Here is a 24,731-nt window from a genome sequence, read left to right on the forward strand (position 1 = left end):
CTGATATCTCTTAGGCAAAGAAATTCCTGAGAAGCCTCACCCATCCATCTTCAACGCTGAAATAAACGCCTCCTGCGGGATATCTACCTTCCCGAACTGGCGCATCTTTTTCTTGCCGGCCTTCTGCTTTTCCAGCAGTTTCCGTTTCCGCGTGGCATCCCCGCCATAGCATTTCGCGGTCACGTCCTTGCGCAGGGCCGAGAGGGTCTCGCGGGCGATGACCTTGCCGCCGATGGCGGCCTGGATCGGGATCTTGAACATATGGCGCGGGATCAGCTCTTTCAGCTTTTCGCACATGGCGCGGCCGCGGGTCTCGGCGCGGTCGCGGTGGACCATGACCGACAGTGCGTCCACCGGCTCGTCATTCACCAGGATCGACATCTTGACCAGGCTGTCCTCGCGGTAGCCGGTCATCTGGTAGTCGAAGCTGGCATAGCCCTTGGTCACCGATTTCAGGCGGTCGTAGAAGTCGAAGACGACCTCGTTCAGCGGCAGGTCATAGACGACCATCGCGCGGCTGCCCGCATAGGTCAGGTCCATCTGGATACCGCGGCGGTCCTGGCAGAGTTTCAGCACGTCGCCCAGGTATTCATCCGGCACCAGGATGGTGGCCTTGATGCGCGGTTCCTCGAGGTGGTCGACCTTGGACATGTCGGGCATGTCGGCGGGGTTGTGCAGCTCGATCATCTCGCCATCTTTCATGTAGACGTGATAGATCACCGAGGGCGCGGTGGTGATGAGCTCGATATCGTATTCGCGTTCGATGCGGTCGCGGATGACCTCGAGGTGCAGCAGGCCGAGGAAGCCGCAGCGGAAGCCAAAGCCCAGCGCGGCCGAGGTTTCCATCTCGAACGAGAAGCTGGCGTCGTTCAGGGCCAGTTTCTCGATCGCGTCGCGCAGGTCTTCGAATTCGGCGCTGTCCACGGGGAACAGGCCGCAGAACACCACGGGCTGCGCGGGTTTGAAGCCCGGCAGAGCGGTTTCGGCACCGTTGCGATCATTGGTGATCGTGTCGCCCACGCGGGTGTCGCGCACCTGCTTGATGGACGCCGTGAGGAAGCCGATCTCACCCGGACCCAGCTGGTCGACCATCTGCATCTCGGGGCGGAAGACGCCCACGCGGTCGACATGGTGCAGGGTGCCGTTCGACATGAACTTGACCCGCATCCCCTTTTTCAGAACGCCGTCCATGATGCGGACCAGAACGATCACGCCCAGATAGGCGTCGTACCAGCTGTCCACCAGCATCGCCTTGAGCGGCGCGTCGCGCTCGCCCTTGGGCGCGGGCAGATGGTTCACGATCGCCTCGAGCGTCTCATGGATCCCCTCGCCCGTCTTGGCCGAGACGCGGATGGCGTCGGTGGCGTCGATGCCGATCACGTCCTCGATCTGCTCGGCCACGCGGTCGCAGTCCGAGGCCGGCAGGTCGATCTTGTTCAGCACCGGCACGATCTCGTGGTCGGCGTCGATGGCCTGATACACGTTGGCCAGCGTCTGCGCCTCGACCCCTTGCGTCGAGTCCACCACCAGCAGCGAGCCTTCGACCGCACGCATGGACCGTGAGACTTCATAGGCGAAGTCCACGTGGCCGGGAGTGTCGATCAGGTTCAGCACGTACTTTTCGCCATTGTCGGCGGTATAGTCGATGCGGACCGTGTTGGCCTTGATGGTGATGCCGCGCTCGCGCTCGATATCCATGCTGTCGAGCAGCTGTTCCTTCATGTCGCGATCCTTGACCGTTCCGGTCTCTTGGATGAGCCGGTCGGCAAGGGTGGATTTGCCATGGTCGATATGCGCGACGATGGAGAAATTGCGGATATGAGCGAGGTCTGTCATAGCGTCGGGATATGGTTCGAAATCGGGCGCTGGTCAAGGTGAGACAGCACGGCGAACACCCCATACTTCAGCGCTATGAAGCAATGACGCTGCGGTTGGCTTCGTTCCAAGGCCTCAGTTGCGTCTAGGCGGCCGATCGCAGAAAGAACTCGGCCGCATTGCGCGGCCCAAAACGGATTGCGAAGGGCATGCCACAGCCGACCGTCGCGCCAACCGCGGCACTTTCGACTCAGGTACTGAGTTTCTGAAAGCAAATTGTTGAACGGCAGGAAAACTTGGACGATACTGCGCCGCAAGCCGAGAGGGACACAAGACTCCTCCGGGCAGGCAAAACGAGGCATGAGCATGAAACAGTTCCTCATTATCGCGCTATGCGCCACGTCGCTGACCACTTTGGCTCCGGCCATGACCGAAGCGGCGCAGATCAAACGTGCATGTTTGGCGTCCGACCGTTCGGCTGCGACCCGTGACAGGTGCAAGTGCATCCAGCGGGTGGCCGATCAGGCTTTGACCAACAAAGATCAGAAAACCGTGGCCAAATGGTTCACCGACCCGCATCAGGCCCAAGAGCTGAAGATGTCGAAATCCGCTCGCGATGACGCGCTGTGGGAGCGGTATCAGAACTTTGGCCGCATGGCGCAGGCGATCTGCAGCTGACGCTGACCGCGATCCTTGACCTGACCCGCCCTGCGCCTCAGTAATGGCGCAGTGAAAGGGAAATCATATGGTGACGAAAGGGTTGACCCTGCGCGGTCTCGAAGTGTTCGAGGCCTTGGCGCGGACCGGTTCGGTGGCACAGGCTGCCGAGATTACCGGACTCAGCCAGCCATCGGTCAGCCAGCAGTTGCGCAATCTCGAGAATGCTCTGGGCACGGACCTCGTGGATCACGGGCGCAGACCCATGCGCCTGACCCAAGCCGGGCGCAGCTTTCTGGCGCGGGCCGAATCCGTACTGGCCGAGTTGCAGATGGCCCAAAGCGAGCTGTCGGTCATGGACCTGGGTCATCTGAGCACACTTTCGATCGGCCTGATCGACGATTTCGACAATGACCTGACCCCGCGTCTTGCCACATTGCTGGCCGACAGCCTGACCCGTTCCAAGTTCAAACTCATAACCCTCCCCAGCCTCGAAATCTTTGAGGCGCTGGCTTCGCAACGTCTGCATCTGGCGGTCTCGGCCCATAGCGGCGAGGTACTGGAAGGCGTGGTGGAGTACCCTTTGGTACAGGATCCTTTCATTCTGGTCGCGCCGAAGGGCGGTGTGCCCAATGGGGGCGTAGAGGCTGCTTTGCAGACCCTGCCCTTTCTGCGCTATGCGCGGGAACAGTTGATCAGCAGGCAAATCGAAAGCCACCTGGCGCGGCAACAGCTGCAGTTCGAAGAGCGGTTCGAGATTGGGTCGCACTTGGCACTGATGGCGATGGTGGCGCGCGGCCTTGGCTGGGCGATCACCACGCCGTTGGGATACATGCGGGCAGCCCGCTTCCACGAAGGCATGGATGTCTACCCGGCTCCGTTCGGAGAGTTCTCGCGCACTATTTCCCTGTTCACGCGGTCTGACTGGTCAGATCAGGTTCCGCGCGAAGTCGCGGGCATGACGCGCCGTTTGATGCAAAGCCAGATGATCGAACCAGCCCTTTCCCGCCTGCCCTGGTTATCCGGTCAGTTGAAGGTGATCGGCGGCTAGCCGTCCAGATATGCCACCAACCCATCCACGGCGGCTTCGATGAGGTCCAGCGCCCCGTCGAAATCGCGGGTATAGTAGGGGTCGGGCACATGATCAGCGCCGGCGTGGGGCGCAAATTCGGTCAGCAAGCGTACGGGTGTAGGATTGTCGGCCGGGCGCAAAGCCTCGATCTTGGCGATATTTTCGCTGTCCATACCGATGATCAGGTCAAACCTGTCGAAATCGGACACCGCAAACTGGCGCGCGCGCAGATCGCTCAGCTCCAGCCCTCGGTTGCGAGCCGCGTGTTGCATCGGCGCATAGGGTGGATCCCCGACATGCCAGTCGGACGTTCCGGCACTGTCGCAGACATGATGAGGCGCCCTGACACGGAAAACACCTTCGGCAGCAGGGGACCGGCAGATGTTGCCGAGGCAGACAAACAGGATACGCTTTGACATGGCTCGGGTTTAACGTGTGGAGGGCGAATGGAAAAGATCGTGATTTTGACCGGAGCCGGGATTTCGGCGGAAAGCGGATTGGGCACCTTTCGCGATGAAGGCGGATTGTGGGCACAGCACCGGATCGAAGACGTGGCGACACCCGAAGGTTTTGCCCGAAACCCTGCCCTTGTTCATGGCTTCTACAACGCGCGCCGGGTGCAGGCGGGTGGCGCCGACCCAAATGCAGCCCACACAGCACTGGCCCGGCTTCAGCGCGACTGGCCGGGAGAAGTGGTGATCGTAACGCAGAACGTGGACAGCCTGCACGAAGCCGGAGGTGCGACCAGGGTTATCCACATGCACGGCATCCTGTCCGGCGCGCTTTGCGCCTCTTGCGGGCATCGCTGGACTGCGCCAGCGGAAATGTCCGTGGGCGAACCGTGCCCCGCCTGCCGCGCGGCAACCGCCCGACCCGACATCGTGTGGTTCGGCGAAATGCCTTACCACATGGATCAGATTTACGACCATCTGGCACAGGCCGGGATATTCGCCGCCATCGGAACCTCTGGCCAAGTCTACCCGGCTGCGGCCTTCGTTCACGAAGCCATTGCTGCGGGCGCACAGACAGTCGAATTGAACCTCGAGCCTTCGGTTGGTGCATCCAGCTTCGATCAGACGCTGCTTGGCCCCGCCACCCAGATCGTGCCACGCTGGGTCGATGACTTGCTGGGCCGCAGGTGACTCGGGTCATCACGCTGGTCTAAGCTGAAGGAACCTGAACCAGGAGAAACAGATGACCGAGCCTGAAGCCCCCCGTGGCGAAATCGTTGACGACGAAGGCATCGACAGCCGCGAAGCGCTGGGCGACACCCTCGCGGATCTGTGGTGGACGTTCCTACTGCGAGGATTGCTTGCGGGGGCCGTTGGCATTGCCGCGCTGTTCTGGCCAACCGGCAGCATCGCTCTGTTGCTGCGGCTGGTAGGAGTGCTGCTGATCCTCGATGGCGGCCTGACCCTGCTTGGCTTCGGGCGGCGCGGACTGATCGGAGGCGCGGGTATCGGGGCGGTCTTGATTGGGCTGGTCCTTTTGATCTGGCCGGAAGGCACAGCACGTCTGACGTTCTTCCTACTGGGCGCCTGGGCGCTGATCATCGGGATCGGGTCGTTGATTTCGCTGGGCCAGATGCATCAGCTGGACCCAGAACGCGCGACCGTTCGGAACTCGGGCATCGTGGCCCTTATCATCGGGCTGGTGCTGATCTTCTGGCCCGGAAGCGGCGTCGTCGCACTGGGCTGGGCAATCGCGTTCTCCGCCTTGGCCTTTGCCGGCGTCATGCTGTTCATGGCCGCACGCTTCAAACGGGCCGGAGAACGAGTTTCGATGCGCGTGGTCAACAAGTGAAGAACAACGCTGATCGGCAGGCGAAACGCGAACAGGCCGGGGCTTGACCCGGCCTGACGCATGGATGACGGCCGCATCGCGGCCCGAAGACAGGCGTGCCGTCAGTTCGAGTGCTTCATATGCCCGTGGCCGTCTTTCCGCTCAAGGTCCACGGGAATCTCGACAACGACCTCACCGGCCTGCTCAAAAACCAAAGTGACGGGTATGGTTGCGCCCTGCTCAAACGGCTGCTTGAGCCCCATGAACATCACATGGTCTCCGCCCCGCTGCAGCATATGCGCCTCGCCGGCGGGGATCGCAAAACCCTCCTCGACTTCCATCATCTTGGCCACGCCGTTGTCGTCGATCTTGTGCGTATGCAGCTCGACCCGTGCAGCGATATCTGATTTGACAGCAACGAGTTGATCATCGCTGTCGCCTGAATTGCGGATCATCATGAAGGCCGCACCAGCCTTGGCATTGGCCCCCGAGGATCGGGCGTAGGCATCCTCGACCGAGATCACACTTTCCGCATGGGCGGCGGTGGACATGATTGCAGCGACGAAAATAGCGGGCAGGAGTGATTTGAAGGGCATCTCGCCTCTCCTTTTTTTGACGGTCTGATTGTGTTGCGAAGGGTCTCAGACAGGGGCCGGCGGCGCGCGCGCCGGTCGCTGCGGGATAGGAGCCGCAACAAGGCTGTCGGAACGCAGCGGTATGTCAGACTTTGCCCGCTCGGGCCCTTTCGGTACCGGCGGCGGGGCATCCAGAACCGCACCCAGCAAGTTGAGCGCATAGTCGGGACAGAAATGAGGTGGTTTGGTGGGCTGGCCGTGCTCGTCCATATAGACGACGACAGGTCCGTTCCCGGTGCAAAGCACCATTTGACCGACCGCTGCATTCAATCCCCGTGACGCCGCAAAACCCTGGCCTGTCAGAACCAGCATCAGCGACAGCAGCAACGGCAACACGAGGCGATAGGATCGGGTCATCTTGGCAGAGGTTTAGGCCCGATCGGAAACGGACTGCAAGTGCCTTCGTGAGCGCTGAGACAGTTTGGCGCGAACCAAGAAAAAAGGGCCGGCCTGACTGGCCGACCCCTGAATTTGCTTTGATCGCGACCTTCAAAGAATTCCGCGATCATCCGGACCTGTGTTTAGACCGGTATGCAGCCGGTTCACCCGCCGCTGCATTCGCGCACAGCTGGAAAATGAGCCGACCAGAAGAGTCGAAAGGAAGGAAATAATAATTGAAGTATTCGCAGACATTACCACACTCCGCCATAGAATAACCGCATACATAAAACAGATTCAAAACCCTGTATGTGAACAATGTCACGTAGTCGCGTCCCTCTGCCTTCCGCACCGAGATCGCGTGCGGCATCAGTCCAACGGCAAAGTGATCGGGACGGTCTGGTTTGGGCAGAAATTCAAGCGTAGATCGCGGTCATGCCACTCAAAGCGCACACAGAAATTCAGTTCCTCAGGCTGCCACAGATTGAGCCGGCTGAAATCGCACGGCACATGTCTGATCCCCGCGTCGCCCGGCATCTGCCTTTGCTGACGGGGTCCTGGGACATCGCGATGGCGCGGGCCTTCATAGACGCGAAAGAAGCCTGCTGGGAACGCGACGGGCTTGGGCACTGGGCGATCACGTCCGGCGGTTGCTATGTCGGCTGGGGCGGCTTCCAGCGTGAAGGCAGTGAATGGGATTTCGGTCTGGTCCTGACGGCGGACGCATTCGGTCTGGGCACGCGCATCACCCGCAAGGCCATCGCATTCGCCCGAGCCGATGAACGCATTCCTTATGTCACTTTTCTGCTTCCACCGTCCCGTCGCAATCTCTCTGCGCTACGGCGCATCGGCGCGCATTGTGTCGGTCCGGTGACCTATTCCGGCGCGCGGTTCCTGAAATACAGGCTTGAGACAGGTTGAGGACCCACAAACAAACGAAAAGCCCCTGCACCAACGGGTACAGGGGCCACGAAACAGTCTTTGGGAAAATCAGGCCGAGGCTTGCGCCTTGGCGATTTCCTTTTTCACTTTCAGCGCGTTGGCGGACAGCTCTTCGTCCTTGGCTTTCGCCAGGAACGCGTCCAGACCACCACGATGATCGACCGAGCGCAGCGCGGCGGCCGAGATGCGCAGCTTAACGCCACGACCCAGGGTTTCCGACTGCAGGGTCACGTCGTTCAGGTTGGGCAGAAAACGACGACGAGTTCTGTTTTTGGCGTGGCTGACATTGTTGCCAGTCATCGGGCCTTTTCCGGTCAGTTCGCAACGGCGCGACATGGTTTCTTCCTTTGTTTCTGGAGGCCGGGCATAAATCCGCAGCCAAATCACAAGGGGCACAACCCGAAGTCGCGCCCGAAAACTGGTTGGATGCGTTTAGTGGGAATCGCCGGAAGGGTCAAGACAGCAGCTGCGAAATCTTTCCGGGCCAATTAATGGTCCTGAAACGGCTCAGGCATCAACAAGCAAAGGCCTGTGATTTTTTAGGTGACGAGCAATCAGACGGGTCTGCTGTTGGTTTACCGGGATCAACCTTGCGGGTTCGGATTCGTGGTTCTCATCAGCCAGTTCCGGAAAAATCGCAAGGATTTCAGTCCTTGCCGCGGGTCCCAGAGATTTCAGCGCCTCAGGGCCGGTATACAGGCTTTCGGTCGGCGCGGATTCGGCAAACAGGATCTCGTGCCGGTCGAACAGCAGATGGAAGTACTCGATGCTGTCGACCGTGCAATCTACGAAGATCCCCGGCAGCGCCGTCAGCTTGATCGCGGGAATCAGAACTTGATACTGGCCGAACATGCGTTGCGCGATGCGAGAACCGACCATCATGCGGTGCTGGCGGGAAACCAACACGTCCCGCGTGGGCAGCCCTGCACCCAAAGCCCCGGCGCAAATACGAACTGGGCGCAGTTTCGGATTGGCCCTCAGATCAATCGCGTCAAACCTGCGCCGACCGATCCAGCGGATGGATTGGTTGCCGCTCTCGGCCGTACAGATCAGGTCACCGGGGCGCAGGTCTTGCACCTGTACCGGGCCGCGGTCAGTCAGAATGCTCGTGCCAGCGGTAAAACAGGGAACGCCGGAACCGTTTTCAAATGCGGAATAGGTGACTGTAATTCCCGACGGCAGAGTGAAACTGCCGCTGGTCAACGAATAGCTGGTGCCGGCAGACACGGTAAATGTCCCGAATGAGCTGTCGTTGACCACGGTTCCAGCAGGCAGATTCAGCGTGTCGGTACCACTGCCACCGCGCACGTCGCCGGACACGCTGGTGCTGCGGAAGTTCAGAACATCATTTCCACCGCCCAAACGGATATTGCCAATGACCGAGCCTTGCAGCGTGACCGTGTCGTCGTCTGATCCGGCTCTTACCTGACCGCCGATCGTGCTGCCGATCACCGTGATCGTATCGATCCCGGCATTTCCACGGACACTGCCAGAGATGGTACTGTTGGTAACAGTGATGATGTCGTTGCCGCCGCGCGCGCGGATATCATCAATCGGCGTACCCTGAGGGGTGCCGTTCAGCGTACCGTTGTCATTGGTGACATCGATATCGTCATCGCCGTTTGTCCCAAAGATATCGGGCATGAGAGGCGGGTCCTGTTTCTCCGCTTGGTCACGTCCAGCCAGCTGCGCTCCGGTTTTTCTATTTGCTGGGCGCCACAACCAAGGATTTCACCTGCACTCAGGCTACAGAACTCTTGGGCGTTGCGCCAAGTTTTCCTGTCCGCGCGGGCAACGGTGTTACCCGAATGCAAGAGTCCTCAGCATCCGCTCGGCCGCCACCGAGGGGCTGAGCCGCCCAGAACCGACCTCGGCGCCCAGCCGGTCCATCTCGGACCGGGCCTGCGGGGTCTCCAGCTTGGCGAGCAGCGCGTGACGCACCTCCTGGTCGAACCAGTAGCGAGCCTGTTCGGCGCGGTTGGCGTCCCAATGACCGTTCTGTTTGCGCCAGTCGGCCAGGGCCTGCATCTCGGCCCAGGCCTGGTCCAGGCCGTGTTCCTCGACCGCTGAAACGGTCATCGCCTTGGGAAAGCCCTCGGGGTCCTGCGGGCGTTTGCGCAGCAGGCGCAGCGCCCCGGCATAGTCGGCGCAGGTGCGGGTGGCCGTCGCTTTCAGGTCGCCGTCGGCCTTGTTCACAAGGATCATGTCGGCCATCTCCATGATGCCGCGCTTGACGCCCTGCAATTCATCCCCACCAGCCGGAGCCAGCAGCAGCAGGAAAAGGTCGGACATTTCCGACACCACGGTCTCCGACTGGCCCACGCCCACCGTTTCGATCAGCACCACGTCGAACCCGGCCGCCTCGCACAGGGCGATAGCCTCGCGCGTGCGGCGGGCGACGCCGCCCAGGTGGCTCTGGCTGGGCGAGGGGCGGATGAAGGCGTTCGGCTCGCGGCTGAGGCGTTCCATCCGGGTCTTGTCGCCCAGGATCGAGCCGCCCGACCGGGCCGAGCTGGGATCGACAGCAAGAACCGCCACCCGCAGCCCCTGCCCGATCAGCATCATGCCGAAACTCTCGATGAAGGTTGATTTGCCCACCCCCGGCGTTCCCGACAGGCCGATGCGCAGCGCCTGCCGCCCGGCGCCTGACAGCGCGTCGAGCAGCTGTGCCGTCTGGGCGCGGTGATCGGCGCGGGTGCTTTCGACAAGGGTGATCGCGCGGGCCAACGCCCGGCGGTCGCCCTTGAGGATCCTGGCGGCAAGCTCGGCTGTGGTCATGGGCGGGGTCCTTCGTTGAAATCTGCCCTAGATGACGGGGATGGGCCGGGTTTGTCTAGTACCGCCGCGCGCGGGATTTGACGCAGGCGTTCTGGACCTTGGCCGGGGCTTTGGCGATAAGGCGGCATGACCCGCCTACCGATCGACGATGCCCTGCCCGACCTGATCGCTGCGCTGCGCGCGCGCGGCCGCGCCGTGCTGCAGGCTCCGCCCGGCGCCGGCAAAACCACGCGCGTGCCGCTGGCTATGCGCGACGCCGGCCTGTGCGACAGGCGGATCGTGATGCTGGAACCGCGGCGGCTGGCCGCCCGCGCCGCCGCCGAACGCATGGCCGAGACACTGGGCGAACGTGCGGGCGAGACCGTCGGCTATCGCGTGCGGGGCGAGGCGAAAGTGTCGAAAGCCACCCGGATCGAGGTGGTGACCGAAGGCGTCCTGACCCGGATGCTGCAATCCGAACCCGACCTGCCCGGTGTGGGTGCGGTGATCTTCGACGAATTCCACGAACGCTCTTTGAACGCCGATCTGGGGCTGGCCCTGTGCCTTGAGGTCGCCGGTGCGCTGCGCGACGACCTGATCCTGCTGGCGATGTCGGCCACGCTGGATGCCAATCCGGTGGCCCGGTTGATGGACGCGCCGCTGGTGACATCCGAGGGGCGCAGTTTTCCGGTTCAGACCCGCTGGCTGGACCGCCCGCTGGGCCCGCAGGCGCGGCGGCTGGACGCGTTGGTCGATCTGGTGGTTCAGGCCGAGCGCGAGACCCGTACCACCGGCGGCGGCATTCTGGTGTTCCTGCCGGGCGAGGGCGAGATCCGCCGGGCCGAGGCCGCGCTGGCCGGCCGGCTGCCCGGCGATTGCGCGATCTGGCCGTTGTTCGGCGCCCTGCCCTTTGCCGCCCAGCGCGCCGCCCTTGCGCCGGCCGAGGCCGGGCGCAAGGTGGTGCTGGCCACCTCGATCGCCGAGACCTCGCTGACCATTCCGGACATCCGGGTGGTAGTGGACATGGGTCAGGCCCGCCGCGCGCGGTTCGATCCGGGCTCGGGCATGTCGCGGCTGGTGACCGAGCGCGTCACCCGCGCCGAGGCGACCCAACGCGCCGGACGCGCGGGCCGCGTGGCCGAAGGGCTGTGCTATCGCCTGTGGTCGAAGGGTGAGGAAGGCGCCCTACCCGCCTTTCCACCCGCCGAGATCGAAGCCGCCGACCTGACCGGACTTGCGCTGGAACTGGCCCTGTGGGGGGCCGAGCCGCAGGATCTGGCCTTTCTGACACCACCGCCCGAGGGGGCGCTGGCCGAGGCGCGCACGCTGCTGCGGATGCTGGGTGCGCTGGACGGCAAGGGCCGGATCACCGAACATGGCCGCGCACTGGCTGGTCTGCCGCTGCATCCGCGGTTGGGGCACATGCTGGTCACGGCCGGTGCGCAGGCCGCCCCGCTTGCCGCCCTGATGGCCGAGCGCGACCCGTTGAAGGGAGCACCGGTGGACCTGTCGCTGCGGCTCGAGGCGCTGCGCGATCCGCGCACTTATCAGCGCAACCGGGTCTGGCCCGCCAATCCCGGTATTCTGGACCGGATCCGGTCCGAGGCGAAACGGCTGCGCGGCCAGATCAAGACCGAAGGCGACCCGCTGAGCCCGGCGGCGATGGCCGCGCTGGCCTATCCCGACCGGGTCGGCCAGCGGCGCAAGGGCGACGCGCCACGCTATGTGCTGTCCGGCGGCAAGGGTGTGGTGATGGACCCCGGCGATCCGCTGGCCGCGGCGCCGTATCTGGTTGCCATCGATACTGACGGCAACCCGCGCGAGGCCCGGCTGCGTATGGCCGCGCAGATCACCGAAGCCGAGATCCGCGCGCTGTTCGCCGACCAGATCGAATGGGTCGAGACCTGCGCCTGGTCGAAACGGGACCGTCGGGTGGTGGCCCGGCGGCAGGAACGGTTCGGGGCGCTGGTGCTCGATGACCGCATCTGGAAGGACGTGCCCGACGAGTCCGTGGCCCGCGCGATGCTGGACGGCGTGCGCGATATGGGCCTGCGGCTGGAGGGCAAGGCCGCGCGACTGGCAGCGCGGGTCGAACTGGTGCGGGCGGCGGGCGTCGACCTGCCCGATTTCTCGGAAAACGGGCTGACGGACACGCTTGAGGACTGGCTGCTGCCGATGCTGACCGGCGTGCGCAGTGCCGAGGATTGGAAGCGGTTCGACCTGCTGCCCGCTCTTCAGGCGCGGCTGAGTTGGGACCAGATGCAGGAACTGGACCGCCGCGCGCCCCCGGCCTTCGTCACGCCGCTGGGGCGCAAGGTCCCGATCGATTATGGCAAGGCAGTCCCCGAGATCGCGGTCCGCCTGCAGGAGATGTTCGGGGTCACGCGGCACCCAATGGTGGGCGGCGAGCCGCTGAAGATCACCCTTCTGTCCCCCGCGCAACGCCCGATCCAGATCACCCGTGACCTGCCGGGGTTCTGGGCCGGGTCCTATGCCGATGTGCGCAAGGACATGCGCGCGCAATATCCCAAGCACCCCTGGCCCGAGGACCCGACCCAGGCCGACCCGACCCTGCGGGCCAAACGCAGGGGTGCTTGAATACCGCCTGTCAGATTGATATCTCTCGCCGTCTGGAAGGCAGAACAACAAAAAAACGGCAGGCACCCGCAATGACATGGCTGCACAAATTCTGGGAGGGGGTTCTGAAACCCCTGTTTCAGCGTCCGCGCCTCGTGCAGTTCGCGGCTCTGTGTACCCGTGGCGATGGCCCCGATACGCAGGTGCTGCTGGTTACCAGCCGTGACACCGGGCGGTGGATCATCCCCAAGGGCTGGCCGATTGACGGGCTGAACGGGGCCGAGGCGGCAGCGCAGGAGGCTTGGGAAGAGGCCGGCGTGCGCAAAGCCGAGGTCGATCCAGAGCCGGTCGGCAGCTACTGCTATGTCAAGGTCCGCAAAAGCGGCGCGATCGATCCGGTCTGCACCACGGTCTATCGGCTGCGGGTGACCGACCTGGCCGATGAGTTTCCCGAAATTCACGAACGCACCCGCGAGTGGGTCTCGCCGCAAGAGGCGTCTGAACGCGTCCATGAACCAGAGCTGAAAAAGCTGCTGTTGCGGATCTAACCACCGGCAGCGCGCAGCCCGGAACGAATCTGGTCGGGGGTCAGCGGACCCGTCTCGCCCTGCGTGATCAGCGCTGCCACCCGGTCGCAGATAGGGGTCGGTGTGCCGGTTTCGCGGCCCAGACGGATGATCTCGCCCTGCAGGCTGTCGATTTCGGTCGGGCGACCGGCATCCAGATCATAGGCCATCGAGGTGCGCGCGGCGGGGTCGATCGTCAGCATCCGCGCCGCGATGCGCGAAAACAGCGGCGTGGGCAGGCGCAGGATATGCGGCGTCATCGAGGCCGGCAGCGGCGTGGTCGAGGCCACGGGGCGCCCGGAGGCGGCCAGAACCGCCAGCGCCTCGGCCATCTGATCGGCCATCAGACGGCGCCAGTCGCGGTTCAAAAGCTGTTCGCGAAGGGTCAGACCCGACAGCGCGTTCAGTGCGTTGTTGAGGTTGATGACCAGCTTGCCCCATTGCACTGCCTCAATCCCGTCGGTTTCGGTGACCGGCAGATCGGGCGTGGACAGGCCGCGGGCCAGCCCGCTGGGGCCGGACTCGATCACGATGTCGCCGGATGTCGCGCGATGCCAGGTGGCCGGACCGGCAGGCACCACGTTGAACGGCACCATCCCGGCGCGCACGTCCCGCCCGGGCAGCGCGGTACGCAGGGTGCGGGCGTTTTCCATTCCGTTCTGCCACGAAATGACCGGGGCCGCGGCCGGGGCGTGCGCGGCGATCAGGCGGGCCATCTCGGCGGTGGCGCCGGTTTTCACCGCGACCAGGACCAGATCGGCGTTGGACAGGCAGGCAGGATCTTCAGACAGGGTCAGACGGTCGGCGGGGATCGTTTTGCGCATGCCGGAATAGTCGGTGACGGTCAGCCCGTTCTGCCGGATCGGGTCCAGCACCCGCGCCCGGCCCAGCAGCGTAACGTCATGCCCGGCATCGGCCAACAGCCCCCCGCAATAGCATCCGATGCTGCCCGCGCCCGCAATCACCAGTTTCATGCCGTCCCCTTCCCGTTTGCCACCAAGGATCGCCGGGATCGCGCGGGTGGGCAAGCCGGGCGGGCGCTGACGTCGCGTTCAGCGCGCGCGCCGGGGCTTTGTGCGTTCCAGCTCCGGGGTGATTGGTATGAACTCGTCCTCGTCCCCCGGCGGCAGGTGGAAGGCACCGTTGGCCCAATCGGCGGTTTTCCATTCGCGGATCGCCGTTTCGATCTTGTCCTTCGAAGACGAGACGAAGTTCCACCAGATATACCGATCCTCATTCATGGTGGCCCCGCCCAGCAGCATCAGCCGCGCCCCCGCCGGCCCGGCGGTCACCGACAGGCGGTCACCCGGGCGGAAGACCATCATGCGGCCTTCCTCGAACCGGTCACCCGCGATCTCGACCGAGCCCTGGGTGACGTAGACGCCCCGATCCTCGTGATCGTCGGGCAGCGGAAAAGCGGCGCCGGGGTCCAGCTGAACGTCCAGATAGAAGGTTTCCGACAGCATCGTGACCGGGCTGGTTTCCCCGTAGGCCGAGCCGAGGATCAGCCGGGCGCTGACACCGGCATCCCGGATATGCGGCAGCGCGGCCTGCTTCTGATGTTCGAAATCGGGGGCCATGTCTTCGTGCGCTTCCGGCAGCGCAATCCAGGTCTGGATACCGAACAGGCTGTGCCGCTTGGCGCGGGTTTCGGCGCTGGTGCGTTCGGAATGGGTAACGCCGCGGCCCGCGACCATCCAGTTGACCTCACCGGGATAGATCATCTGATGGGTGCCGAGGCTGTCGCGATGTTCAAATTCGCCTTGGTACAGGTAGGTGACCGTGCCCAGCCCGATATGCGGATGTGGGCGTACGTCGATGCCGCCATCGGTGATGAACTCGGCCGGTCCCATCTGGTCGAAGAAGATGAAGGGCCCCACCAACTGGCGCTTGACCGAGGGCAGCGCGCGGCGCACCTCGAACCCGCCCAGATCGCGGGCGCGCGGGATGATCAGGGTTTCCAGTGCCGATCCTTCGCTGACGCATTCGGGACTGTGGGTGGGGTTCCAGCTCATGTCGGCCTCCAATCCGGTGCGGCGGGATGTTCACCCTTGGCAATCTAGCGCAAAATACCAGCGGACAAAGTGCATCTGCGCACAGACAGGCTGCGCCCCGGATCAGTCCTGTGCGCGGGGCCAGAGCTGCGGGAAAAACGGGCCGGCGATCCGGTCGCCCTCGGAATAGCCGGCAACCTCAAACTGCGCCCGCTCCTCCTTTGCCCAATCGCCGCGATACCGGATCACCCCGTCCGGCCCGGTCATGCGCAGGGTGAAGCGGCGCACGGTTTCCGTGGGCGTGACCGAGGACAGCCCCCCGTGCAGCGTGCGCATGTCGAAATAGATGCAGTCGCCCAGATCCATATCCCATTGCAGCAGGTCATAGGCGCCGGGGTCGGCATTCACGTCCGGTGGCGGGTGATAGGTGCGGCCTGCAACCTGCGTGGGTTCATAGCTGGGGTGCCCGTCGGCGAACCGCACCCGCATGAACAGCGTGTCCCACAGGTGCGAGCCGCGCACGAAGGCGATCCCGTTGTCCTTGCTGACCGGTTCAAGCGGTAGCCACAGCACGCACATCGAGCCTTCGAAATCGAAATAGGACAGGTCCTGATGGAATGGCGGGCGCGAGGTCGATCCGGCCTCGCGCAGGAACCAGTTGTCCATCACCAGATTGATCGACGCGGCGCCCAGCAATTCGGAAGCGATTGGCGCACAAGGCGAGTTGCGAACGAATTCCTCGAACTGGGGGATCTTGCTCCAGGCCCAGTAGTCCTCGAGATAGGCCGGCGCGTCCGGGTCCTTGGTGTGGCGGGTGAAGTTCTCGGTCGGGGCCCGCAGATCGGCGTCGATGCCCGCGCGCAGCAACTCGAGCCAGTCGGCGCTGAATTTCTGGCGCAGCACCACCGCACCATCGCGGCGGAAGGCGGAGATTTCATCCTTGGTCAGCAGGCTGGCATCTGTCATCGGCTTCCCCCTTGGTGACGCAAGGAAAAGGATCGCACCCGAATGGCGCAGGCGTCAAAGACTTTTGCGGCCTCGTTGCGTTTCACGCGCTTTTGTCCGCAGGTCGGCCGGATTTTGCCCGGAACGCTCGGAATGAACCGCGATCGTGCTATTCTTCCACTGTGGCGGTTGGAACAGCTGCCGGGTCAGCACAGGAGAGGTTTCGATGCCCGGAGATTCACTGAACCGAAGAACCATGCTGGTGGCCGGCACCGCTCTGGTCGCCACGGCCGGCAGCGGCCTCATCATGCCTGCGCGAGCCAGTGGGTTGGCGCCGACCCCGTCGATGCGGGGCGGATCGAACAACTACCGCCCGGGCGCGCCGGTCGTCGACCGGATCGGCGGCGGCGGTTTCTGGATGACCGGCACAGTACGGCGGGCCGGCGACGGCGCGCCCCTGCCCGGTCAGCGCATCCAGATCTGGGCACATACCACAGAAGGCCACGAGCGCGACCCTCAGAGCCACGGTGCCACCCTGACCGATGCGAACGGAGAATTCCGGCTGGAGATGCCGCAGATCGTGCCGGCCTTTGGTCAGCCGCATGGACATCTGGCCTATGACAGCGGCGAATTCGAGACCGTCTTCCTGCGCCCGATCATGTCCAGTGCGCGCGACAAGACTCTCGCCGCGCATTTCGTTCTGCAACCGGTCTGAACCACGTGCCGCGCCCGGGCGTACTTGCGGTCTGGCTGGCGTTGATTGCGGCCATCGCGGTGCCCGTGGTGGTGGCGGGGTTCAGCCCGTATCTGGCCTGGCGCAGCCCGATCTACATCGCTGCGGGCTTTGCCGGAGTCATCGGGTTGGGATTGCTGCTGGTACAGCCGCTGCTGGCCGCGCGCATGCTGCCGGGGCTGACCGCGATGAACGGCCGAATGGTGCACCGCTGGGTCGGCATCGCCCTGATCGCCATGATTGCCCTGCATGTGGGCGGACTGTGGATCACCAGCCCCCCGGACGTGGTGGATGCCCTTCTGTTCCGGTCCCCCACCCCGTTCTCGGCCTGGGGCGTGGCGGCCATGTGGGCAGCGTTCGCTGCCGCGGCGCTGGCCGCGCTGCGCAGCCGGCTGGGATGGCGGTTCCGCCTTTGGCGGTTGGCCCATGCCAGTCTTGCGCTTGTGACCATCCTGGGCACCGTCGTTCATGCCCTGCTGATCGAGGGCGCAATGGAAACCGTCACCAAGGCCACATTGTGCGGACTTGTATTGTTCGCCTGCTTCGGGGCGTTGATCAGACTGCAGGTCTGGGACGTTAAACCGCGAGGTTAGGCGACGGGCGCACGTCAGGTCGCCAGGCGCTTGGCATAGGTGGCGCGGTTCATCTCTACATCCCGCACCGTGATGCTGCCGACCGTTGGCGCAGCGGCGGTCAGAACATCCAGAATGATCGCGTTCAGCTCGGCTCGCGTCCGTTCATCCCGTCCCTGCATCAGCAACAGTGAGGCATGGATGAAGGTCTGCGGCTCAGTCCCGATGAAGGAATACGGGATCGGTATCGCGCGAATTTTCAGCGTTGGTGCGTCAAACTCCTGATGCGTGGCGAGGACCGTATAGAGTTCTTCGCATATGGCTTGAAAATCATGCGATCGCTCAAGCCCAGTTGAAAATTCCAAGACGACGTGCGGCATGGGAGCCTCCGGGATTGAAAGAGAACCAGCGGCTCCCATTGAATGTCTGAGGGAGCTTCAGACGCCCAAACACCAGCGCATCACAGCCTTCTGCGCGTGCAGGCGGTTTTCGGCCTCGTCAAAGATCACCGAGTTCGGCCCGTCCATCACCTCCGAGGTCGCTTCCTCTTCGCGGTGGGCGGGCAGGCAGTGCATGAACAGGGCGTCGGGCTTGGCATGGGCCATCAGCTCGGCGTTGACCTGATAGGGCCGCAACAGGTTATGCCGACGTTCCTTCGCGGATTGGGAATCGTGCATTGAAACCCAAGTGTCGGCCACAACCAGATCGGCGCCTTCGACGGCCTTGTACGGATCGCGCTCGATCACGATCTTCGAGCCCTTCTGGCGGGCGAAGCCCATGAACTCTTCCTCGGGGTCGAACTGGGCCGGGCCAGTAAAGGTCAGGTCAAACCCGAACTGGCCCGCCGCGTGCAGGAACGAGGCGCAGACATTGTTGCCATCACCCGTCCAAACCACCTTTTTCCCGGCGATCGGGCCGCGGTGTTCCTCATAGGTCAGCACGTCGGCCATGATCTGGCAGGGATGGGTGCGGTCGGTCAGGCCGTTGATCACGGGCACGTCCGAGTATTCGGCCATCTCGGTCAGGATGGTTTCGTCGAATGTGCGGATCATGATCATGTCGACATAGCGCGACAGCACGCGGGCGGTGTCGGCGATGGTCTCGCCATGGCCCAGTTGCATGTCCTTGCCCGACAGCACCATGGTCTGACCGCCCATCTGACGCACACCCACATCGAACGAAACGCGGGTCCGGGTCGAGGGTTTTTCGAAGATCAGCGCCACCATGCGGCCCGCCAGCGGCTGTTCGTCGTCGGGTGCGGCCTTGGGACGGCCCAACCGGGCCTGCTTCATCGCGCCGGCCTGGTCGATCATCGACCGCAGCGCGGCGGCGTCGGTTTTGTGGATATCAAGGAAATGGTTCATGTCGGTTCGCTTTTTTCACTGTCGGTTGCCGGAGAGCCTCCGGCGCATTCGGGAATAGGGGCGTCAGGCCGAGGCGAGTTGGCCTTGAACCTGCTGGGCGGCTTTCTCGAGGCGGATCTGGGCCTGGGCGATGTCATCCTCGGTCAGGGTCAGCGGCGGCAGCAGGCGGATCACGTTGTCGGCCGCGGGCACGGTGATGACTTCGTTGTCATAGCCGGCCGCGACCACGTCGGCGTTGGGCGCCTTGCATTTCAGGCCCAGCATCAGGCCAGATCCGCGGACCTCTTCGAAAACGTCGGGGTGATCGGCGACTAGGCCCTCGAGCTTTTGGCGCAGCAGTCCCGCCTTGCGGTTGACGCCGTCCAGGAAGGCCGGGGTTGCCACATGGTCCAGGACCGCGCAGCCCACTGTGCAGCCCAGCGGGTTGCCGCCATAGGTCGACCCATGGGTGCCCGCGGTCATGCCGCTGGCGGCCGCTTCGGTGGCCAGCACTGCACCCAGAGGAAAGCCCCCGCCGATGCCCTTGGCCACCATCATGATGTCGGGCGTAATGCCCGCCCATTCGTGGGCGAAGAGTTTCCCGGTCCGGCCGACGCCGCACTGTACCTCGTCGAGGATCAGCAGCAGCCCGTTGTCGTCGCAGATCTGGCGCAGGGCCTTGAGTTCGACATCGGGGACGGGGCGGATGCCGCCTTCGCCCTGGATCGGCTCGATCATGATCGCGGCGGTGTTGTCGCTGATCGCGTTGGTCACACCGTCCAGATCGCCGAAGGCGACATGGACGAACCCGGGCAGCAGCGGGCCGAACCCCTTGGTCATCTTCTCGGACCCGGCAGCGGCGATGCCTGCCGATGAGCGCCCGTGGAAAGACCCATCAAACGTGATGATCTCCACCCGCTCGGGTTGCCCCTGATCGTAGAAGTATTTGCGGGCCATCTTGACCGCCAATTCGCAGGACTCGGTTCCGGAATTGGTGAAGAACACCGTGTCGGCAAAGGTCAGATCCACCAGCTTGTCGGCCAGGGCCTGCTGCTGCGGAATATGGTACAGGTTCGACACGTGCCACAGCGCGTGCGCCTGCTCGGTCAAGGCGCCGACCAGTGCCGGATGGGCATGGCCCAGCGCGTTCACCGCGATACCCGCGCCCAGATCAAGGAAACGTCGGCCGTCCGCCTCGGTCAGCCAGGCGCCTTCGCCCTTCACGAAGGTCAGCGGAGCACGATTGTAGGTCGGCAGAACGGACGGGATCATCGGATCATCCTTTTTGGAAAACTTGAACCCAGTGACTGAAACACTGAGACAGGGTTCGTCAACAGATTTGGTGAGAGATGCGCGGATTTGGTTCGCGCGCACAGGATCAAACGGGCCGGTTACGCAATGATGCGTCGACGTCGGAGCGGCAGGATATGCACGAGTTTGATCATGGGCGCCCGTATATCGGGGCCAGCCCAGTGTGGAAAGGCAAAATGTATCCGCCCATGGATTTTTTGCGGGCGCGGGTCGGACCCCTTGCAATTCGGGCTTGTCATTTCTCTTACGCTGGCGCACCGATGGCCCATGTTCTCACCACAAGCCCACAACCCTGCCCTGGCAGCCGTACTTATCTTCTGCGCCAGCGCTTTCATCGCGGGCACGACATTGCTGGCCAAAGCTCTGGGCACCGAGGCACTGGGCCCGCCCCTGCACCCGATGCAGATCAGCCATGGCCGGTTCCTGTTCGCATTTGTGGTCATCGTGGCAGCGGTTGGCGTTCTGCGTCCCCAACTCCGGCGTCCGCATTGGGGTCTGCATATCGGACGCACCAGTTTCGGGTGGACTGGCATTACTCTGATGTTCGCGTCGGTCGCCTATATCCCAATAGCCGATGCCACGGCGATATCGTTTCTGAACCCTGTTTTCGCGATGGTTCTGGCCATTCCTCTGCTGAAAGAGACCGTGGGGCCTTGGCGCTGGCTCGCTGCGGCGGTCGCTTTGACTGGGGCGATCATCCTGCTGCGCCCCACACCCGACAGCTTTCAACCTGCGGCCCTGCTGGCCTTGGCGGCGGCGGCAGTGATCGGGATGGAACTTATCTTCATCAAAAAGCTGTCCGGCCGCGAGAGTCCCATCCAGATCCTGCTCATCAACAACGCCATGGGCCTGACGATTGCCAGCATCGCGGTCGCAACCGTCTGGCAGCCACCATCGCCCGCTCAGTGGGCGGCTTTGGCCGGCATTGGTTTTCTGATGGCTTGCGCGCAGGCCTGCTTCGTCAATGGAATGGCCCTGGCAGATGCCTCGTTCGTAGCGCCAATCAGCTATGCAACGCTGATATTCGCAGCGCTTTATGACTATGGGGTGTTCCGGGTCGTTCCGGATTGGGTCAGTCTGCTGGGCTCAGGGGTCATTCTGACCGGAGCGCTGATCCTTGTCTGGCGCGAGGCCCGAGCCAGACGCCGCTAGGATTTTTTCTACGGCCTTGTCCGCAGGCGACCCCGATGTCGCAAACTCTCATGAAACCGACACCGCATGACGCACCCTGAATGCGGTTGGTTAGAGAGATTGCCCGATGCACGAACGCCGAATCCCGGAATGGGTCCGTCACGCGCCCGCGCCCTCCGTTCGCAAGTTCGGAATACTTGCCGGGTTCGAGGCCGTGGTTCGCGGCATCCTGATTTCCGTGTTCCCCTTGGTGATGTACCGGGCCATGGGCGACGCCGGGTCCGTCTCGCTCGTTTACTTTCTGGTCGGCCTCGTTTCGTTATTGGCCGGACTGATGGTGCCGTTCCTGATCCGTTATGTCCCGCGGCGATGGGCTTACACCGCTGGCTGCGTTATGTTCATCACCGGCGCTCTTCTGGCCATCGACGGCAGCCCCAAGGCCGTGATCGGCGCACTTGCGCTGAACACCGTGGCCGCGGTGGTGACTTTCATCTGCTTCAACGCCTACGTTTTGGACTACATCAGCAAGATCGAGCTCGGCCGCTGCGAAACGAGCCGGATGTTCTACAGCGCGCTGGGTTGGACAGCGGGGCCGATGGCAGGCGTGATGCTGATGGAATTATGGGCCCCTGCCCCTTTCGTCATCAGCACGGCCGCCGCCACTGGGATGCTGATCATGTTCTGGGCCATGCGTCTGGGCAACGGCAAACTGATTACCAAGGCCAGAGGTGCGACGAAGAATCCGCTGTCATTTCTGCGACGGTTCTTTGCCCAACCGCGGCTGGTGGCCGGGTATCTGTTTGCCATGATCCGGTCCTGTGGCTGGTGGATCTATGTGGTCTACCTTCCGATTTTCGCCATCGAAAACGGGTTGGGTGAGCAATTGGGCGGCACGCTTTTGTCCGCCACGAACGCCATGCTGTTTGCTGCCCCCCTGATTCTGCGCTGGGTCCAGAACCGGTCACTGCGCAGCGCCGTGCGAACAGGCTTTGCCGCCTGCGCCACATGTTTTCTGTTGGCTGCATTTCTCTCGGGCTGGCCGGTGGCATCGGTCGTCGCACTGGTCATGGGGTCAATCTGGTTGATCGTGCTGGACATATGTGCCGGGCTGCCATTCCTGATGGCGGTGAAGCCGTCCGAGCGGACAGAGATGTCCGCAATCTATTCCAGCTATCGCGACGTTTCGGGAATTCTGACACCGGGCGTTGCCGCCTTGGTGTTGCTGGCGACACCGGTGGCTGGTGTTTTTGCGGCAGGTGGGCTTGCAATGCTGGGAGCCTGGTCCGTGGCCGCACGACTGCACCCGCGGCTGGGACGCCCTCGCGTACCGCTGCAGCCCGGTTCGTTGTCCGAAGCTGCCTAGGCCTTCAAACGGTAACCGGTCCGCAGCATTTGCCAGATGACGGCGCAGATCAGCAGGGTCGACAGCAAACAGACGGCCATCCCCAACATCGGGTTGCTGTCCGACACACCGATCATGCCGTATCGCAATCCGTCGATCAGGTAGAAAACGGGGTTCACGTGACTGATCCTGTTCAGCAACGGCGGCAACGCATCGACCGAGTAGAAGGTGCCGGACAGAAACGCCAGCGGGGTAACGATGAAGTTGGTGATTGCGGCCATCTGATCGAACTTGTTGGCAAAAACCCCTGCCAGCAGGCCCAGCGCGCCCATGAACGCACCCCCAAGAATGACAAAAACCAAGGCCAGCACGGGATGCTGCGGCATCAGCCCCAAGCCAAGCGCCAGCGCAGCGGCCAGCATCAACGCGATCAGCACACCCCGTGCGATGCCGCCCGCCAGATAGCCCAGCAAGATCTCGAGTGGGGACAACGGCGGCATCAGCGTGTCCACGATGTTGCCCTGCACTTTCGAGATCACCATCGAGGACGAAGTGTTGGCAAAGGCGTTCTGAATCACCGTCATCATCATGATCCCGGGCGCCAGGAATGTCAGGAACGGCACGCCCATCACATCCGGTCGCCCTGGGCCGACGGCGATGTTGAAGATCAGCAGGAACAGGCCCGCTGTGACCAGAGGCGCCAGCAGGGTCTGCGTCCAGACCGCCAGAAAGCGCAGGGTTTCGCGCTGAGCCAGTGTCCACAACCCCATCCAGTTGACCGCTCCGAAACGGCGCATGTCCTGATCCGCGAGATTCTGCATTCCTGCCCCCAATCTGATTCGATGACCGCTTGTAACTCGGCCCGCAGTGATTAGAATAGGGCGCTGAGACGAATTCCGAAGGCGGCCCGTGACCGAGGCCGCTTTCCCGCTTTTGAAAGGCTACCCATGTCCTGGACAGACGAGCGCGTTGAACTGCTCAAGAAAATGTGGGGCGAAGGCCAGTCGGCCAGCCAGATCGCCAAGGAACTGGGCGGGGTCACCCGCAATGCGGTGATCGGCAAGGTCCATCGCCTGGGCCTGTCGAACCGGACCACCGGCGCCGCTCCGGCCAAGGCCGAGCCCAAGGAAAAACCGGCCCCCGCACCCAAGGCCGAGGCCAAGCCCAAACCCGCCCCCAAGACCGAACCGGCCCGCCCTGCAGCAGCCGCACCGGCCGCCGAGGCAAAGCCGGCCACGCCGCCGCGCCGCCAGATCATTCCGGCCGGCCAGCCGCTGCCGCCGCAGCCTTCGGCCAATGAAATCAGCCCCGAGGCGCTGGCCAAGGTCAACGAGGTCGAAAAGAAGGCCAAGAAGCTGACCCTGATGGAACTGACCGAAAAGACCTGCAAATGGCCTGTGGGCGATCCGGCCACGGATGATTTCTGGTTCTGCGGTCTGCCGGCCGAGCCGGGCAAACCCTATTGCGAGGCGCATGTGGGCGTCGCCTTCCAACCCATGAGCTCGCGCCGCGACCGGCGTCGCTGAGGCCCATGCGCCAGGATCCGACAGCGATGGAGGATACCTGGCTGGCCCGGGCCAAACGGCTTTTGGCGCTGGCCGAAACCGGCCAGCATTTCACCACCGATCCGTTCGACCGCGAACGCTATGACGAGATCGCCGGAATGGCCCGCGCGATGCTGTCCGATCTGGGTCGGGTGCCTTTGTCACAGATCGAAATGACGATGCCTGCCCATACGGGCGGATACGCAACACCCAGCATCGACATCCGCGCCGCCGTAATTCGCAACGGCGGTATCCTGCTAGTACGGGAACGCAGCGACGGGTTGTGGGCGATGCCTGGCGGTTTTGCCGATATCGGCAGCTCTCCGGCGGAGAACATCGAACGCGAAGTCTTGGAGGAAGCCGGTCTGCGTGTCACGGCGCAGACACTCTATGCCGTACGCCACAAGGCACGGCATCCCTACCCGCCAGATCCACGGGACTTCTACAAACTGTTCTTCCTGTGTAGCCCTTTGGATGCCGCCACCCCGATACCGGGCCCCGAAACCAGCGAAGCGGCGTTTTTCGCCCCGGATGCGTTGCCGGACCTGTCCCGGACACGCAATCTGGAAAAAGACATCCACGCTGCGTTTCAGGCGAACGGCAAGTCACCCAGCCCGGCGAAGTTTGACTGACCG

Annotated in this window: 27 protein-coding genes; 13 read left to right on the forward strand and 14 right to left on the reverse strand. The window is 63.4% G+C overall.

The window, feature by feature from the left end; all coding sequences use genetic code 11:
• Positions 1–36: 36 nt before the first annotated feature.
• A complete protein-coding gene (lepA, locus tag ACR0NY_RS06190; protein ID WP_170368790.1) occupies positions 37–1,836 on the reverse strand; it encodes a translation elongation factor 4 in 1,800 nt (599 codons plus the stop codon).
• A gap of 345 nt (positions 1,837–2,181) precedes the next feature.
• On the opposite strand from lepA, the gene ACR0NY_RS06195 reads away from it, so the two are divergent.
• Positions 2,182–2,493, forward strand: coding sequence for a hypothetical protein (locus tag ACR0NY_RS06195; RefSeq protein WP_093962696.1), 312 nt, complete (start codon positions 2,182–2,184; stop codon positions 2,491–2,493).
• 67 nt (positions 2,494–2,560) lie between these two features.
• The gene (locus ACR0NY_RS06200) at positions 2,561–3,523 is read left to right on the forward strand and encodes a LysR family transcriptional regulator (protein WP_170362997.1); all 963 of its coding nucleotides are present in this window, start codon (positions 2,561–2,563) and stop codon (positions 3,521–3,523) included.
• Here ACR0NY_RS06200 and ACR0NY_RS06205 read toward each other — a convergent pair.
• Positions 3,520–3,963 carry a low molecular weight protein-tyrosine-phosphatase gene (locus ACR0NY_RS06205; RefSeq protein WP_170368791.1) on the reverse strand — a complete coding sequence of 148 codons (444 nt, stop codon included), beginning with the start codon at positions 3,961–3,963 and terminating at the stop codon, positions 3,520–3,522. The two genes, ACR0NY_RS06200 and ACR0NY_RS06205, sit on opposite strands and share 4 nt — an antisense overlap.
• 27 nt (positions 3,964–3,990) lie before the next feature.
• Between ACR0NY_RS06205 and ACR0NY_RS06210 the strand changes: the two genes are divergently transcribed.
• Together ACR0NY_RS06210 and ACR0NY_RS06215 are read left to right on the forward strand one after the other, a co-directional pair.
• A complete protein-coding gene (locus ACR0NY_RS06210) occupies positions 3,991–4,686 on the forward strand; it encodes an NAD-dependent deacylase (protein ID WP_170358291.1) in 696 nt (231 codons plus the stop codon).
• A gap of 52 nt (positions 4,687–4,738) precedes the next feature.
• Positions 4,739–5,347: an HdeD family acid-resistance protein gene (locus tag ACR0NY_RS06215; RefSeq protein ID WP_170337580.1), complete on the forward strand. Its 609-nt coding sequence runs from the start codon at positions 4,739–4,741 to the stop codon at positions 5,345–5,347.
• Positions 5,348–5,448: 101 nt separating this feature from the next.
• Here the strand turns inward: ACR0NY_RS06215 and ACR0NY_RS06220 are convergent, their stop codons facing one another.
• A complete protein-coding gene (locus ACR0NY_RS06220) occupies positions 5,449–5,922 on the reverse strand; it encodes a copper chaperone PCu(A)C (RefSeq protein WP_170368792.1) in 474 nt (157 codons plus the stop codon).
• Positions 5,923–5,967: 45 nt separating this feature from the next.
• Positions 5,968–6,318, reverse strand: coding sequence for a hypothetical protein (locus tag ACR0NY_RS06225; RefSeq protein WP_170368793.1), 351 nt, complete (start codon positions 6,316–6,318; stop codon positions 5,968–5,970).
• 456 nt (positions 6,319–6,774) lie between these two features.
• Here ACR0NY_RS06225 and ACR0NY_RS06230 point away from each other — a divergent pair, with 456 nt between their 5' ends.
• A complete protein-coding gene (locus tag ACR0NY_RS06230) occupies positions 6,775–7,260 on the forward strand; it encodes a GNAT family N-acetyltransferase (protein ID WP_170368794.1) in 486 nt (161 codons plus the stop codon).
• 69 nt (positions 7,261–7,329) lie between these two features.
• Here ACR0NY_RS06230 and rpmB read toward each other — a convergent pair whose 3' ends face one another.
• The 3 genes from rpmB to meaB all read right to left on the reverse strand — a co-directional run bounded on the left by rpmB (position 7,330) and on the right by meaB (position 10,059).
• Positions 7,330–7,617: a 50S ribosomal protein L28 gene (gene rpmB, locus ACR0NY_RS06235; RefSeq protein ID WP_039532366.1), complete on the reverse strand. Its 288-nt coding sequence runs from the start codon at positions 7,615–7,617 to the stop codon at positions 7,330–7,332.
• A gap of 171 nt (positions 7,618–7,788) precedes the next feature.
• Entirely contained in the window at positions 7,789–8,925 is a 1,137-nt protein-coding gene (locus tag ACR0NY_RS06240; RefSeq protein ID WP_170368795.1) for a Hint domain-containing protein, read from the reverse strand.
• Between the two features lie 156 nt (positions 8,926–9,081).
• A complete protein-coding gene (gene meaB, locus ACR0NY_RS06245; RefSeq protein ID WP_170368796.1) occupies positions 9,082–10,059 on the reverse strand; it encodes a methylmalonyl Co-A mutase-associated GTPase MeaB in 978 nt (325 codons plus the stop codon).
• A 126-nt stretch (positions 10,060–10,185) separates the two neighbouring features.
• Here meaB and hrpB point away from each other — a divergent pair, with 126 nt between their 5' ends.
• Together hrpB and ACR0NY_RS06255 are read left to right on the forward strand one after the other, a co-directional pair.
• Positions 10,186–12,636, forward strand: coding sequence for an ATP-dependent helicase HrpB (gene hrpB / locus ACR0NY_RS06250; RefSeq protein WP_170337575.1), 2,451 nt, complete (start codon positions 10,186–10,188; stop codon positions 12,634–12,636).
• A 71-nt stretch (positions 12,637–12,707) separates the two neighbouring features.
• Positions 12,708–13,163, forward strand: a complete 456-nt coding sequence (locus tag ACR0NY_RS06255; protein ID WP_170368797.1) for an NUDIX hydrolase — start codon at positions 12,708–12,710, stop codon at positions 13,161–13,163.
• On the opposite strand, the gene ACR0NY_RS06260 is transcribed toward ACR0NY_RS06255, so the two are convergent.
• From ACR0NY_RS06260 to ACR0NY_RS06270, 3 genes are all read right to left on the reverse strand, one after another.
• Positions 13,160–14,155 carry a 2-dehydropantoate 2-reductase gene (locus ACR0NY_RS06260; protein ID WP_170368798.1) on the reverse strand — a complete coding sequence of 332 codons (996 nt, stop codon included), beginning with the start codon at positions 14,153–14,155 and terminating at the stop codon, positions 13,160–13,162. The genes ACR0NY_RS06255 and ACR0NY_RS06260 overlap by 4 nt on opposite strands.
• A gap of 78 nt (positions 14,156–14,233) precedes the next feature.
• Positions 14,234–15,196, reverse strand: coding sequence for a pirin family protein (locus tag ACR0NY_RS06265; RefSeq protein ID WP_170368799.1), 963 nt, complete (start codon positions 15,194–15,196; stop codon positions 14,234–14,236).
• Positions 15,197–15,298: 102 nt separating this feature from the next.
• Entirely contained in the window at positions 15,299–16,141 is an 843-nt protein-coding gene (locus ACR0NY_RS06270; protein ID WP_170368800.1) for a phytanoyl-CoA dioxygenase family protein, read from the reverse strand.
• Between the two features lie 205 nt (positions 16,142–16,346).
• On the opposite strand from ACR0NY_RS06270, the gene ACR0NY_RS06275 reads away from it, so the two are divergent.
• Positions 16,347–16,835, forward strand: a complete 489-nt coding sequence (locus tag ACR0NY_RS06275) for a peptidase associated/transthyretin-like domain-containing protein (protein WP_170368801.1) — start codon at positions 16,347–16,349, stop codon at positions 16,833–16,835.
• A 5-nt stretch (positions 16,836–16,840) separates the two neighbouring features.
• On the forward strand, positions 16,841–17,446 hold the full coding sequence (locus ACR0NY_RS06280; protein WP_170368802.1) for a ferric reductase-like transmembrane domain-containing protein: 606 nt from the start codon (positions 16,841–16,843) through the stop codon (positions 17,444–17,446).
• Between the two features lie 14 nt (positions 17,447–17,460).
• On the opposite strand, the gene ACR0NY_RS06285 is transcribed toward ACR0NY_RS06280, so the two are convergent.
• The 3 genes from ACR0NY_RS06285 to ACR0NY_RS06295 form a co-directional block, all read right to left on the reverse strand.
• Entirely contained in the window at positions 17,461–17,805 is a 345-nt protein-coding gene (locus ACR0NY_RS06285) for a 5-carboxymethyl-2-hydroxymuconate Delta-isomerase (RefSeq protein ID WP_170368803.1), read from the reverse strand.
• Positions 17,806–17,862: 57 nt separating this feature from the next.
• On the reverse strand, positions 17,863–18,789 hold the full coding sequence (gene argF / locus ACR0NY_RS06290) for an ornithine carbamoyltransferase (RefSeq protein ID WP_170368804.1): 927 nt from the start codon (positions 18,787–18,789) through the stop codon (positions 17,863–17,865).
• Positions 18,790–18,852: 63 nt separating this feature from the next.
• Positions 18,853–20,040, reverse strand: coding sequence for an aspartate aminotransferase family protein (locus tag ACR0NY_RS06295; RefSeq protein WP_170368805.1), 1,188 nt, complete (start codon positions 20,038–20,040; stop codon positions 18,853–18,855).
• A gap of 306 nt (positions 20,041–20,346) precedes the next feature.
• Here ACR0NY_RS06295 and ACR0NY_RS06300 point away from each other — a divergent pair, with 306 nt between their 5' ends.
• Entirely contained in the window at positions 20,347–21,231 is an 885-nt protein-coding gene (locus tag ACR0NY_RS06300) for a DMT family transporter (RefSeq protein ID WP_170368806.1), read from the forward strand.
• A gap of 106 nt (positions 21,232–21,337) precedes the next feature.
• Positions 21,338–22,573, forward strand: a complete 1,236-nt coding sequence (locus ACR0NY_RS06305; RefSeq protein WP_170337565.1) for an MFS transporter — start codon at positions 21,338–21,340, stop codon at positions 22,571–22,573.
• Here the strand turns inward: ACR0NY_RS06305 and ACR0NY_RS06310 are convergent.
• On the reverse strand, positions 22,570–23,373 hold the full coding sequence (locus ACR0NY_RS06310) for an ABC transporter permease (protein ID WP_170337564.1): 804 nt from the start codon (positions 23,371–23,373) through the stop codon (positions 22,570–22,572). The genes ACR0NY_RS06305 and ACR0NY_RS06310 overlap by 4 nt on opposite strands.
• Positions 23,374–23,499: 126 nt before the next feature.
• Between ACR0NY_RS06310 and ACR0NY_RS06315 the strand changes: the two genes are divergently transcribed.
• Positions 23,500–24,078 carry a GcrA family cell cycle regulator gene (locus ACR0NY_RS06315; RefSeq protein WP_093962717.1) on the forward strand — a complete coding sequence of 193 codons (579 nt, stop codon included), beginning with the start codon at positions 23,500–23,502 and terminating at the stop codon, positions 24,076–24,078.
• 5 nt (positions 24,079–24,083) lie between these two features.
• A complete protein-coding gene (locus ACR0NY_RS06320) occupies positions 24,084–24,728 on the forward strand; it encodes an NUDIX hydrolase (protein WP_217354880.1) in 645 nt (214 codons plus the stop codon).
• The last annotated feature ends 3 nt before the right edge of the window (positions 24,729–24,731 follow it).

The organism is Ruegeria sp. BJ5, from assembly GCF_056537865.1.